General features: G+C 42.8%; 11 protein-coding genes. 8 read left to right on the forward strand and 3 right to left on the reverse strand.

Annotation, left to right across the window (positions count from 1 at the left end; all coding sequences use genetic code 11):
• The first annotated feature begins 97 nt into the window (after positions 1 to 97).
• Positions 98 to 1,375 (forward strand): M16 family metallopeptidase, encoded by a 1,278-nt coding sequence (locus H8B19_RS12100; protein ID WP_422121159.1) that lies wholly within the window; start codon positions 98 to 100, stop codon positions 1,373 to 1,375.
• Entirely contained in the window at positions 1,359 to 2,744 is a 1,386-nt protein-coding gene (locus tag H8B19_RS12105) for a M16 family metallopeptidase (protein ID WP_186507153.1), read from the forward strand. Before H8B19_RS12100 ends, H8B19_RS12105 begins: the two co-directional genes overlap by 17 nt.
• Here H8B19_RS12105 and H8B19_RS12110 read toward each other — a convergent pair.
• Both H8B19_RS12110 and elbB read right to left on the reverse strand, forming a co-directional pair.
• A complete protein-coding gene (locus H8B19_RS12110; RefSeq protein ID WP_186507154.1) occupies positions 2,741 to 3,373 on the reverse strand; it encodes a helix-turn-helix transcriptional regulator in 633 nt (210 codons plus the stop codon). The genes H8B19_RS12105 and H8B19_RS12110 overlap by 4 nt on opposite strands.
• Before the next feature lie 13 nt (positions 3,374 to 3,386).
• Positions 3,387 to 4,040, reverse strand: coding sequence for an isoprenoid biosynthesis glyoxalase ElbB (gene elbB, locus H8B19_RS12115; protein ID WP_186507155.1), 654 nt, complete (start codon positions 4,038 to 4,040; stop codon positions 3,387 to 3,389).
• Between the two features lie 390 nt (positions 4,041 to 4,430).
• On the opposite strand from elbB, the gene polA reads away from it, so the two are divergent.
• Positions 4,431 to 7,190, forward strand: a complete 2,760-nt coding sequence (gene polA, locus H8B19_RS12120; protein WP_241737593.1) for a DNA polymerase I — start codon at positions 4,431 to 4,433, stop codon at positions 7,188 to 7,190.
• A gap of 399 nt (positions 7,191 to 7,589) precedes the next feature.
• Here polA and yihA read toward each other — a convergent pair whose 3' ends face one another.
• The gene (yihA, locus tag H8B19_RS12125) at positions 7,590 to 8,225 is read right to left on the reverse strand and encodes a ribosome biogenesis GTP-binding protein YihA/YsxC (RefSeq protein WP_186507157.1); all 636 of its coding nucleotides are present in this window, start codon (positions 8,223 to 8,225) and stop codon (positions 7,590 to 7,592) included.
• A gap of 194 nt (positions 8,226 to 8,419) precedes the next feature.
• Here yihA and H8B19_RS12130 point away from each other — a divergent pair, with 194 nt between their 5' ends.
• The 5 genes from H8B19_RS12130 to glyS all read left to right on the forward strand — a co-directional run bounded on the left by H8B19_RS12130 (position 8,420) and on the right by glyS (position 13,673).
• Entirely contained in the window at positions 8,420 to 9,043 is a 624-nt protein-coding gene (locus tag H8B19_RS12130) for a c-type cytochrome (RefSeq protein ID WP_186507158.1), read from the forward strand.
• A 475-nt stretch (positions 9,044 to 9,518) separates the two neighbouring features.
• Positions 9,519 to 10,037 carry a Der GTPase-activating protein YihI gene (gene yihI / locus H8B19_RS12135; RefSeq protein ID WP_186507159.1) on the forward strand — a complete coding sequence of 173 codons (519 nt, stop codon included), beginning with the start codon at positions 9,519 to 9,521 and terminating at the stop codon, positions 10,035 to 10,037.
• Positions 10,034 to 10,483 (forward strand): DUF2489 domain-containing protein, encoded by a 450-nt coding sequence (locus H8B19_RS12140; RefSeq protein WP_186507160.1) that lies wholly within the window; start codon positions 10,034 to 10,036, stop codon positions 10,481 to 10,483. The genes yihI and H8B19_RS12140 overlap by 4 nt, the downstream gene beginning before the upstream one ends.
• Positions 10,484 to 10,688: 205 nt before the next feature.
• The gene (gene glyQ, locus H8B19_RS12145) at positions 10,689 to 11,594 is read left to right on the forward strand and encodes a glycine--tRNA ligase subunit alpha (RefSeq protein ID WP_186507161.1); all 906 of its coding nucleotides are present in this window, start codon (positions 10,689 to 10,691) and stop codon (positions 11,592 to 11,594) included.
• Between the two features lie 3 nt (positions 11,595 to 11,597).
• Positions 11,598 to 13,673 carry a glycine--tRNA ligase subunit beta gene (gene glyS / locus H8B19_RS12150; protein ID WP_186507162.1) on the forward strand — a complete coding sequence of 692 codons (2,076 nt, stop codon included), beginning with the start codon at positions 11,598 to 11,600 and terminating at the stop codon, positions 13,671 to 13,673.
• Positions 13,674 to 13,683 lie beyond the last annotated feature (10 nt).

Below are 13,683 nucleotides of genomic sequence, written 5' to 3' on the forward strand. Positions count from 1 at the left end.
TTCTAATAAAATTTTTGCGCCATATTTCAAGGAGTAAACAATGCGAAACTGGATCTTTGCCTGTTTTGCGCTGGGTTTAGCAAGCTCAGCTAACGCCATGGTTAAAGCAGAAGATGTGCATACATTCGAGCTTAAAAACGGCATGCAGGTGTTTGTGTTGGAGGATCATTCCATTCCCAACGCCAACATGTACACATTTTGGAAGGTTGGTTCACGCAATGAAGCCCCGGGCATTACTGGCTTATCCCACTTTTTTGAGCACATGATGTTTAATGGTGCCAAAAAATATGGCCCCAAAATGTTTGACCGCACAATGGAAGCCGCTGGGGGTAGCAATAATGCTTATACCAGCGAAGATATCACGGCTTATCAGGACTGGTTTCCAGCCGATGCACTGGAACTAATGTTTGATTTAGAAGCGGATCGCATCGAGCATCTCGACATTGATGCAAAGATGGTAGAAAGCGAACGTGGTGTAGTTGCCTCTGAGCGCACAACCGGATTAGAAAATTCAAACTTCCGTGCAATCTGGGAAGAAGTCAAAGGCAGTGCTTTTCGCGCCCACCCCTACAGCTGGCCAGTAATAGGTCACGAATCAGATATTGCTAACTGGTCACTAAAAGATTTACAGCAGTACCACAAAACCTATTACGCACCCAATAATGCGGTGCTGGTTATCGTAGGCGATGTTGATACCAAACAAGTGGAAAAGCTGGCCAAACAATATTTTGAGCCGATTCCCGCGCAACCTGCGCCGCGCAAAATTCATACGGTAGAACCACAGCAAAAAGGTGAACGCCGTGTTTACGTGCATAAAGCATCGGTATCCAGCCCTAACATTATGATGGGTTTCCATATTCCCGCCAGCCAACACCCAGACTATTATCCGCTGAGTTTGCTGTCGGATATTTTGTCAGATGGCAAAAGTTCACGTTTCACCACAGCATTAATAGATGAACAGCAAATTGCGACCAGTGCCAGCAGCTTTGTGTGGGAATCTATCGACCCCAATTTATTTTATATATATGCAGTGGCAGCAAAAGATGTAGACGCTGCAACATTGGAAAAAGGCCTGATTGAGCAAATTAATTCAGTGATCAAAAACGGGGTCAGCGCCACCGAACTGCAAAAAGCCAAAAACAATCGTCTGGTTAATTTCTACCGAGACATGCAAACCATCAATGGCAAAGCCAATAATATCGGTGCTTATCAGGTGTATTTTGGTGACTATAAAAAGCTGTTTAACGCCCCTGCGGCTTTCGAAAAAGTCACAGCGCAGGATATACAACGCGTTGCCAAACAATATTTACGCAAAGCGAATCGCACGGTCGGTATTTTAAATAATCAGGAAGATAGCCATGAAGACGATCTTTAAACCCTTGGTTGGCCTGTTATTGAGCAGTGTCGCGTTTTTTAGTTCAGCTGAGCAATTCCAGCTTCCTGAATACCAGAAAGTGACTTTAGATAACGGCTTAACCCTGTATTTGATGGAACAACACGAAGTGCCATTAATTGAGGTTAAGGTACAACTCAAAGCGGGTGCGATAAACAATAATAAAGCCGGTTTAGCCAACCTAACTGCTGAAACGCTGATGTTGGGTACCCAACAAACACCAAAAAGTGAGTTGGATGCCCAACTGGATTTTATTGGCGCAAACATGAATAGCTCTGCTGGCCTGGAATCATCAGCATTAAGTGCATCGTTTGTGAATAAGGATGCCGATAAAGTACTGGAATTATTAAAGCAAGTACTGACAGCACCCGCTTTTGATAATGAAGAGTTTGATAAATTCAAACAACGTTATTTGTCGCAACTTGATGAAAAACGTCAAAGCCCTAAAGCGGTAATTTACGATTATTTCAATCAACTACTTTATCGCAATCATCCGTATGCCAGCATTCAGGATGGTGATAAGCACAGCATCGAAAGTATTAATCTTGCTGACGTTAAAAACTTCTATCAGCAATTTTATACACCGGACAACGCTGCATTAATAGTGGTGGGTGATTTCGACAGTGACAAAATGCTGAGTAAATTAAAAATCCTGCTAAAAGACTGGCAAGGTAAAACCACCAAACCTCTCATGCTCACTGGCATAGATCCGGCACAACAAGCAAATGTACTTTTAGTTAATAAAGCAGATGCGATTGAAAGTACGTTTGTGATCGGTGGGCCGGGTATAAAACGCAGCAACCCGGATTACGTGGAACTGACTGTGCTTAATACCATCTTAGGTGGTCGTTTCACCTCATGGTTAAACGATGCGTTACGCGTTAATGCGGGCTTAACTTATGGGGCACGTAGCTCTTTTAGTGCCAATAAATACGCTGGTAGTTTTTCGATTTATACCTTTACTAAAACGGCAACCACCGAACAAGCCATCGACTTAGCACTAAGTACCTATCAAAAGCTGTGGGAGCCAGGCATTGATATACAAACGCTTGAATCAGCTAAAGCTTATGTAAAAGGTCAATTTCCGCCTAAATACGAAACCTCAGCAGAGCTGGCCGATTTACTGGGCAATATGTTTATCTATGATTTTGATCAGCAATTTATTAACCAGTTTAATCAAAGAGTGAGTAAGCTGGATGTAGAACGAGCCAATCAGCTGGTTAAGCGTTATTTCCCCAGAGACAATTTGCAATTTGTCGTGGTGGGTAAGGCAGCGGAAATTAAATCCAAGCTAGAGAAGTACGGAAAAGTGTATCAAACCGACATAGACAAAGCAGAGGTTAGCTTTTAAAGGCTACCCTTAGCTTTGATACGATAAACACAGCGCCGGGCACCTTCTAACAGATGTTCGGCGCGTTTTACGTCAGCGTCTTTATCAAAACAACGCTGAAATAACTGCAATTCTGAACGACACAATTCCTGGCATTCAGTTGCTGCCGCACATATTGGACAGTGATTTTCAATCAGTAAAAATTCATGGTCATTTACAGTTTGCATTTCCGCCATATAACCTTCATCACAACGCAACGACACCAGAGCTGACACCTTTTGTTTTAGCTCACTATGTTTGTTGAGTTGTTCGTTATAAGACTGACTATGTTGGTATTCACGCTGAGCAATCAGCTGGTCTAGTCCCTGTTGGCCAAATACCATTTTTATCGAATTAAGCAAATTAAGCGTTAATTGTTCATGACGATCGGGAAAGCGTTTCAGTGCCAGTGATGTTAATTGCCAGTATTGAGTAGGCCGCCCTCTTTTTTCTGCCAGACTGTACGGATTCACCAGTTTTTCTTTTTGCAATTGCAATAAGTGCTGACGTGCGCCCATTGGCGTCATATCCAACATAGTGGCTAACGCCTTGCTGGTTTGTACCCCTTTAGTTTTAAGCAGATAAAGAATTTTATCCCCACTCGCACTCATAACTCGATTTACCCTAAGCCAGAGCTAAAACAGTTAATACCCATTTCTGGATGCCTTTGTAGGCTTCATCTATGGAGGTTGCCAACATATAAGCGGGAGTAGAAACAACCCGGTTGTCGTTATCCAGCACGACATCATCCACTTCACAGCTAACATGATCAGCCCCCATCATGCGGATTGCGGCAGCGGTATCCTGGTCGGTACCAATTGTCATGCGCACACCTTTACCATATACCAAAGGCATCATGGCTGGGGCTATACAGGCATAACCTGCAGCTTTTTTTACATCTGCAAAGGCTTTGGCGACTTTGAGCACATCCGGGTTTACCTTAGTGTCGGTTCCGCTAATCGCAAAATCACACAAGTTTTTAGCAGCACCGAAACCACCTGGGATCAGCAATGCATCAAACTCTGTAGGATCAAGAAGGGTAATATCTTCAATATCTCCACGCGTAATTCTTGCAGATTCAGTAAGTACGTTTCGTGTCTGGTTTTCTTCCACCCGCCCATTTATATGATTTACCACATGATACTGCTCAATATCAGGAGCGAAACAACGATAGTCAGCACCCGCTAACTTTATAGATAGCAATGTGAGAACGGCTTCATGGATCTCACTTCCATCATAAACTCCACAGCCACTTAAAATTACTGCAACTTTTTTCATTTCGCTCTCCATCTCAGTGTTTATATGGCTTATGCTTTTTTTGCCGGTTATTTAGTCGTTTTTGTGTCAAAAAACTTTAATCGCAACGCTTTTCATCAATCGGGGTTATGGTAGAGTAGCTAACCTGCTACGCCAAACTGTATTTTTTGTCAGTAGCATTATCCACAGGGATTGAATAAAAATAAAACAGGGTCTTCGAGCATAGTTTCACCCCGATAGTCCTTTATTTATATAGCCTCCAGTGCTTTTCTGGTTTTTCAGAAAGGTAGTCTTATTGTATTTATAAAATTTTTCTCAACAGAGTTATCCACAGGCTTGTGTGTGGCTGTGTATGGTGACAAATGCTGATCTATGGCATCCTTACCACCAAACTTATCAACCGCAAAAATTATGAGCAAAGTAGCCGATAATCCTTTTATTTTGGTGGACGGATCATCCTATCTGTTCCGGGCATTTCATGCCATCAACCCAAACAGCATGCAAAATCCGCAAGGGCAGCCCACCAACGCCATTTATGGTGTGGTGAATATGCTTAAGAGTTTGATTAAACAATATAATCCAACTCATATTGCGGTGGTATTTGACGCCAAAGGCAAAACCTTTCGCGACGACATTTATCCGGAATACAAAGCACAGCGCCCTCCGATGCCGGACGATTTACGCTGCCAAATAGAGCCTTTACACAACATTATTAAAGCCATGGGTTTACCCCTGATTGTGGAATCAGGTGTTGAAGCCGACGACGTGATAGGCACTCTGGCACGACAAGCTAGCGAAGCCGGGATTCATACCCTGATCAGTACTGGCGATAAAGATATGGCGCAATTGGTAAACGAGCATGTCACGCTCATTAATACCATGACCAATACCATTATGGACAACGAAGGTGTTGTGGAAAAGTTTGGTGTTGGCCCGGAATTGATCATCGACTTCCTGGCTCTTAAAGGCGACAAAGTGGATAACATTCCGGGAGTACCGGGCGTCGGCGACAAGAGTGCGTTAGGCATGTTACAAGGCATTGGCGGGATTGATGACATTTATCAAAACCTCGACAAAATTGCGGCATTAGATTTTCGCGGTGCCAAAACCATGGCGGCTAAAATGGCGGACAACGAAGAACAAGCGCGTTTGTCTTATTTGCTTGCAACCATTAAAACCGATGTGGAAATGGATGTTGCACCGCAAACCCTGTCCCCTGCTCCTGCCGATTATGATTTGTTGCTTAGTTTGTATGAAGAGCAAAACTTTAAACGCTGGACAGCCGAGGCCCGCGCTGCAATGGGTGCTGCGGCAGAAACATCTGACCCGGATACATCAGCCACGGTTGAATCTGATATTGAGGTTAACTACAGCACAATTCTGACTGAAACTCAGCTGGATGAATGGATTGAAAAACTCAGCAAGGCTGATTTGTTTGCCTTTGATACCGAAACCACCAGTATTAATTATATGGATGCGGAACTGGTTGGTTTTTCTTTCTCGGTTACAGCTGGAGAAGCGGCATATTTACCGGTTGCACATGACTATCCGGGCGCCCCTGACCAGTTAAGTCTCGAGCTGGTGCTACAAAAGCTCAAACCCATACTGGAAAACCCTGAACAATTAAAAGTTGGCCAACACATTAAATACGATATGAATGTTCTGGCTAATTACGACATTAAGTTACAGGGCATTGCGTTTGATACCATGCTCGAATCCTATGTATTTAACAGCACAGCCGGCAGACATGATATGGACAGTCTGGCAGATCGCTATTTAGGCGTGCAGACGGTTCATTTTGAGGATATTGCAGGTAAAGGTGCCAAACAATTAACCTTTAATCAGATCGATCTGGAGCAAGCTGGCCACTATGCCGCAGAAGACGCCGACATTACCCTAAGGTTACACCAGCATCTATGGCCACAGATTGAGACCATCGCAGGTTTAAAACAAACACTGCAGGATGTGGAAGTTCCGCTGGTGCCCGTACTGGCAGACATGGAACAAACTGGCGTTTTAATCGACAGCCAAAAACTGCTTGAGCAAAGTCAATTTTTAGCCACCCGTATTATGCAGCTGGAAAAGGAAGTGCATGAACTGGCCGGTGAAGCCTTCAACCTGAATTCAACCAAGCAGCTACAACAAATTCTGTTTGAAAAATTGTCGTTACCGGTTATTAAAAAAACGCCCAAAGGTGTGCCATCGACCGCTGAAGAAGTGCTGCAGCAATTGGCCGAAGAATACGAGTTACCTAAAAAGTTACTTGAGTACCGAGGTTTAACCAAGCTTAAATCAACTTATACCGACAAGTTGCCTAAGATGATCCATCATCGTACCGGCCGTGTACACACCTCTTATCATCAGGCTATCGCAGCAACCGGACGACTCTCATCTACCGACCCAAACCTGCAGAACATTCCAATCAGAACCGAAGAAGGCAGAAAAGTCCGTCAGGCCTTTATTGCTGAAAAAGGCTATAAAATTGTTGCTGCCGATTATTCTCAGATTGAGTTGCGCATTATGGCGCATTTGTCTGCAGATAAAGGCTTGCTCGATGCATTTGCTCATGGCAAAGATATTCACAAGTCCACTGCCGCCGAGGTATTTGGTGTTTCATTAGATGAGGTCACCAGCGATCAGCGTCGCAGTGCTAAAGCGATTAACTTTGGTTTGATTTATGGCATGTCGGCATTTGGTTTAGCCAAACAATTACATATCCCGCGTAATGAAGCGCAAAAATATATGGATTTGTATTTTGAACGCTACCCGGGCGTTTTAACCTATATGGATACCACCCGCGAATTCGCTAAAGAATATGGTTTTGTTGAAACCGTATTTGGCCGTCGTTTATATTTATCGGAAATCAATTCACGTAATGGAGCTGCACGTAAAGGAGCGGAACGTGCAGCGATTAACGCGCCAATGCAAGGCACCGCCTCTGACATCATTAAAAAGGCAATGTTAAAAGTAGCCGAATGGATTAAAGGTCTGCCACAAGGCGAAGTACGCATGATAATGCAGGTGCACGATGAATTGGTTTTTGAAATAAAAGAACAGTTTATCGATCAGCATTCCAAAACGATAGCATCGATAATGCAGGATGCAGTAACGCTTTCAGTGCCTTTATTAGTGGAGGCTGGACAAGGTTCAAACTGGGAAGAAGCGCACTAAGCGTCGATTAATAAATATGGTTTTATAGCAATTTTTTGTAGTTTTATTACTAAAAAATATTGCAATGCCAGTCAATTTGATTATTATTCGTTCCGTAGGGTACAGAGGGACGATTTAATATCAGACCTTTGCTTAGGCCTCGGTTTAATGCCGGGGCTTTTTTTTGCCTGCAATTTACCGCCTTAGTGTCGCCGTCCTTATCTAATTTAGCAATTCGTAATTTTATTACACAATTAGTCAGCCGCACCTAAACAAGAGCAGCATTTTAATAGCCTGAAAAATAATTTTAATTTTTTGAGAATTTATTTGAACTTTATGGAAACGGGAGGCTCTTAACTTACGAATGCACTGTACATTTATTGTTGTCTCCCTTCGCCCCGCTTTATGCGGGGCTTTCTTTTACTGGGGATTGTCAATGATGGTTTCAGGTTCGCTCTCAGCGATTAAACCAAACCAGTGATTTAAAATTCCTTCTACTTTAACCACACCATCACGCTTTAATGACGAAAAGCACTCAACCGTCACATCTCCACAAAATGCTAATGCGGCTTCACGTGCCATCAAAAGTTGTGCTTTACGTTTACCGGATTTTAATTTGTCAGACTTAGTAAGCAATGCCAAAACAGGCAAATCGCTGTCCACCGCCCATTGAATAAGATCCTGGTCTAAATCTTTAAAAGGATGGCGAATATCCATTAACACCACTAAACCTTTTAAACTATCACGCATTTGCAAATACTCACCCAATGACTTTTGCCATTTTTTCTTCATTTCCATTGGCACCTGGGCAAATCCATAGCCTGGTAAATCTATTAACCGACGCGATTCATCCAGTTCAAATACATTTATTAATTGAGTACGGCCAGGTGTTTTACTGGTTCTGGCCAGGTTTTTCTGGCGAGTTAACGTATTCAATGCACTGGATTTTCCCGCATTAGAACGACCAGCAAAAGCGACTTCTACTCCCTCGTCGGGACCTAAATGGCGAATGTCCGGCGCACTGAGTAGAAACTTAGCCTTAGAGTAAAAAGACATTTTCACTTCTCTTAGATAAAATTTGCCGTCACTATAGCATTTTTACGTGTGAGATAACCGTAACACGCTGCTTTTATGGACTAATTTAACGATTATCCACACAAAACAGCGGGAATTTATTTTACTCAAAGCATAAATGTGTAAAATACGGCTATTCTTTTCGCGTGCCCAATAATCGTACAACGAGAATAAGTATGAAAAAATTATGTCTTCTGGTTTGTTTGAGTTTAGGTTTTGTTACATCTGCCAACGCTGTAGGTGATGCAGAAGCTGGAAAAGCAAAAGCAGCTACCTGTGCTGCCTGCCATGGTGCTGACGGCAACAGTGTTGTTGATATGTACCCTAAACTGGCCGGCCAGCATGCTGAATACATCATTAAACAATTGCATGACTTTCGCGCAGCCTCTAAATCAGGTGGTGAGGAAGGACGTAACGATCCTGTTATGAATGGGATGGCAGCACCTTTATCTGATCAGGATATTGAAGATTTAGCCGCTTACTTCTCGGGACAAAAAGCCAAAGAAGGCACAACCCCGGAAAATGTTGTTGAACAAGGTAATAAATTGTTTCGCGGTGGTGATGCAGAAAAACGCCTTGCAGCTTGTGCGGCTTGCCATGGTCCACGTGGAAACGGTATGGGTCTGGCAGGTTTCCCCGATATTAGCGGACAACATGCAACCTATATCAAAACACAGTTAGAGAAATTCCGTAGTGGTGCGCGTGCTAATGATCCCAATGGCATGATGCAGGATATAGCAAAACATTTATCAGATGAAGATATTGAAATACTGTCAAAATATGTTGGCGGTTTACACTAAAGCATTTGAAAAACGTAATAAAACCGGTATTTAAAATACATTTGTAACAAATTTGTAAATTAGTTGTAAATATTTTTCAATCGTGTAATCTCTTGTTCCAACAAAAAGGAGATAGGGCTGTATAGCTCGCACAGGGAAGACCGAGTGGTAATTGTTTAAGCAAATGCTGCTCCCTATTTAGCTTTCGGTTGGAAAGCACATTGGACGAATGATAAAGCGTCAGGATGACCAACAACAATAATACCGGCTTCGTAAAAAATAAAAATAAGGGAAGCACCAGACATTGATGTCCTAGATACAAAGGGAATAAATGGGAGAAGTGTCGTTTGGCACTCAGTTTATAAGAAGCGACAGCATTCACTGTCGCTTTTTTTCTGTCCAATTCCTGCTCATTAATACTTATTATCGAGTAAAGCTCGATAACTTGTCTCTGCAGCGTTAAAATTAAGCCAATTAATCAACAAGCAGAATGATCATGCCAAGAAAGAAAAAGTCACGCAAAGTTGGACTCATTGGGGTACGTAGCGTACCTAAAGAAGATCGCGTTAGAAAAATAAAACCGGAGCGGGTAAAAAAACATAAGGGTAAGCCTGCAGGTTCACGTCATTCTGCTGTAGAAAAGCCAACTACAGCTGCGGGCAATACGCTGAAAAAAGACCCCAGAACAGGAAGCAAAAAACCGGTGCCGTTGGTAGCTACATCACCAGTCAAGCAATCTCCTGCTACCGCAAAGAAAAAATACTTTTCACCAGCACAAGAGTTAGCAGCAATAGAAGCAGACGAGCGTCTTGAGTCTTTGCTGGATCAGTTGGATCAAGGCCTGTCGATTAGCGTTGAACGACAGCAATACGTTAATGAAAAAATGCAACGCCATCAGGTTTTATGTGAATTATTGGGCATCAACTCTGATGAAGATGGTAATACAGAAGATAATAAAGAGCAGGATCTGATCAGTAAACTGGAAAACGCTGATCTCAATAAGTATTCAAGATGATAGTTTATCTGTTACTCACCATTGGATTGTTAATTATTGCTGGTTTAGGCATATATGCTGGACGTTTACTGTTTTTACTTAAGCAACAAAATACCTCCCAGCAACGTGTGCGCGAGCAACGAATTAAAAATATCATGCAAAGCATAGATACCATCGCGATGGCAATGGAGCAGCAGCAATGTGATATTTCTGAAGGTTGTATTCGTTTATGTGTATTGCTCGAAACCTTACCTTTAGAACAACGACCGGATTTTGTAGCACGATTCCCGGCTCTTCATCAGCTTTATGCACAGATAAAACATATGCCAACTCATGAAGAACGTGAAAAACAACCTAAGCATGAAAGACGTGCGATGGATAAACAGCGTGAAGAGTTGGAAGCACAAGCAGAAAGCAGCATATTAAAAGAAATCGCACTATTAAGAGAATTCAATCCACTCCTTTGACTAGCTTCGCTAGCCTGGGTGATGAAACCTTACTCAGGCTAGTTTCTTCCTCCGGTAATATTTCCTCATCTACAAAAAGGAATTTATTTGACCGATTCCCTTGTTTTAGCCTTGTTTTTACACTTTTAGGCCTACTTTCGTTGTAGTTCAAAAGGTATACTTGTGCCCATTTATTTTTAGAAATTACAGGGCTTTTTGGTGCGTTATGCAGAAGTTTGACATAAAAACCTTTCAGGGATTGATCCTGGCATTACAGGATTATTGGGCACGTCAGGGATGTGTGATTATTCAACCGTTAGATATGCAAGTGGGTGCAGGAACTTTTCACCCTATGACATTCCTTCGTTCAATTGGTCCTGAGCCAATCAGCAGTGCTTACGTACAGCCTTGTCGTCGTCCCACAGATGGACGTTATGGTGAAAACCCTAACCGCCTGCAGCATTATTATCAGTTTCAGGTGATGCTCAAACCTTCGCCCGATAATATTCAGCAACTTTATCTGGACTCACTAAAAGAACTGGGCTTTGACCCGGAAGTACATGATATCCGTTTTGTGGAAGATAACTGGGAATCCCCTACCCTTGGCGCGTGGGGATTAGGTTGGGAAGTCTGGTTAAACGGTATGGAAGTCACACAGTTTACTTACTTCCAACAAGTAGGTGGACTCGAATGCTCACCGGTTACAGGCGAGATCACCTATGGTCTTGAACGTTTAGCTATGTATATACAAGGTGTGGACAGTATCTATGATCTGATCTGGACCGATGGCCCAATGGGCAAAGTAACCTACGGTGACGTATTCCACCAAAATGAGGTTGAACAATCGACTTATAACTTTGAAGTTGCAGACGTTGATGCACTGTTTAAGGAATTTGATCAGTGCGAAAAGGAAAGTCAGTTGCTGATTGAAAAAGGCTTACCTTTACCAGCCTACGAACAAGTGATGAAAGCATCTCATGCCTTTAATCTGTTAGATGCTCGTCATGCAATATCAGTCACTGAAAGACAACGTTATATTTTAAGAGTCAGAACTTTATCTAAGGCCTGCGCCGAAAGTTATTATCAGGCCAGGGAAGCACTGGGCTTTCCAATGTGCAGTAAGGAGAAGTAATCAATGCAGCAGCAACAAACATTATTATTTGAAATTGGTACCGAAGAATTACCACCAAAAGCATTGACAACTTTGGCTTCTGCTCTGGCATTAAATATCGAAACAGGATTAAACAGCCTCGAATTAGCCTTCGATTCAGTTCGCTGGTTTGCAACACCACGTCGGCTGGCAGTAGAAGTTAAAAACCTGCAGGCTCAGCAGCATGACAAAGTAGTAGAAAAACGCGGCCCAGCCGTTTCTGCAGCATTTGATGACAATGGACAGCCAACCAAAGCCGCTATGGGTTGGGCTCGCGGAAACGGTATTGATGTTTCAGAAGCTGAGCGCTTAACCACAGATAAAGGCGAATGGTTATTATATAACGCCAAAGTGGCTGGCAGTCATATCTCCGATTTAGTAGAAGAGCTGATCCGCACCAGTCTGAGTAAATTACCAATCCCCAAACCAATGCGTTGGGGTAACTCTAAACACCAATTTATCCGCCCAGTGCATACCGTCACCATTTTGTACGGCGAGTCATTGTTAGATGCAGAAGTATTAGGCATTAAATCCTCGCGCTTGATCCAGGGCCATCGTTTCCACGGTAAAACCAACTTTGAATTGGATCACGCAGATAATTACTTAGTTCAATTGGAAAACCACTTTGTTTTAGCCGATTTTGCTTCACGTAAACAGAAAATTGAACAAGGTATTCTGCAAGCTGCCGAGCAGGAAGGCGCAACTGTGGATATTGATGCAGAACTTCTTGATGAAGTCACAGCTTTAGTTGAGTGGCCAGTTATATTAACCGCTTCTTTTGAGGAAAGCTTTCTACAGGTACCAAAAGAAGCGCTGATTTATACCATGAAAGGTGATCAAAAGTATTTTCCGGTTATTGATACGCAAGGCAAATTATTACCTCGCTTTATTTTTGTGACTAACATCGAAAGTCATGATCCGGAGCAGGTCATTAAAGGTAATGAAAAGGTTATTCGTCCACGTTTAGCGGATGCAGAATTCTTTTATCAAACCGATAAAAAGAAAACTCTTGAATCACGCCTTGAAAGTTTGAACAGTGTAATGTTCCAGCAAAAGTTAGGAACATTAGCTGATAAGTCGCAGCGTATTGCTGATATCGCGGCAGATATTGCTGAAAAAATTGGCGCAGATAAAACAAAGGCTGCGCGGGCAGGTTTATTAAGTAAAACAGACCTGATGACCGAGATGGTCATGGAGTTTCCTGACGTTCAGGGTGTCATGGGTATGTACTACGCCCATAATGATGGTGAAGACAGCGAAGTTGCTCTTGCCCTCAATGAACAATATATGCCGCGTTTTGCCGGTGACCAACTGCCTACATCCATGGTGAGCAATGCAGTGGCTTTAGCCGATAAACTGGATACCCTGGTAGGTATATTTGGTATTGGCATGCTGCCAAAAGGTGATAAAGACCCCTTTGCCCTGCGCCGTGCCGCTATTGGACTGCTCAGAATTATAATGGATAACAATCTACAACTGGATTTAGTGGAACTGATTGCGATTGCCAAACAGCAACTTGGAGACAAACTAACAAATCAGAGTGTTGAATCTGATGTCCTGGAGTTTTTGTTAGGACGCTTCAGGGCTATTTATCAGGAACAAGGCATTAGTGTCGATGTTATCCACGCAGTATTGGCTACACAGCCAACCAAACCTGCGGATTTCGATGCCCGTGTTAAAGGTGTGAGCCACTTTTATACCTTAGAAAGCGCTCAGAGCCTTGCGGCAGCAAACAAACGTGTAGGCAACATACTGGCGAAGAATTCTGTAGATAGTAACGCAGAAGTCGATTCAGCGTTACTAACTGACAAAGCCGAGCAGGAACTTTACGCGCAGCTAGAAAAAAGCAAACAGAACAATCTGGATAAACTGGCAAATGCTGACTATCAGGCCGTATTAACTGAATTAGCGGCACTTCGTCCTGCCATAGATAATTTCTTCGATAACGTAATGGTAATGTGTGAAGACAAGGCACAGCAGGCAAACCGCCTGGCCTTATTAAATAACCTGCATCAGCAATTTTTAAATGTTGCGGATATAGCATTATTGCAGCAAGCCTAGATTGAAGGGA

Source organism: Neptunicella marina, assembly GCF_014270035.1.
GTDB lineage: Bacteria > Pseudomonadota > Gammaproteobacteria > Enterobacterales > Alteromonadaceae > Neptunicella > Neptunicella marina.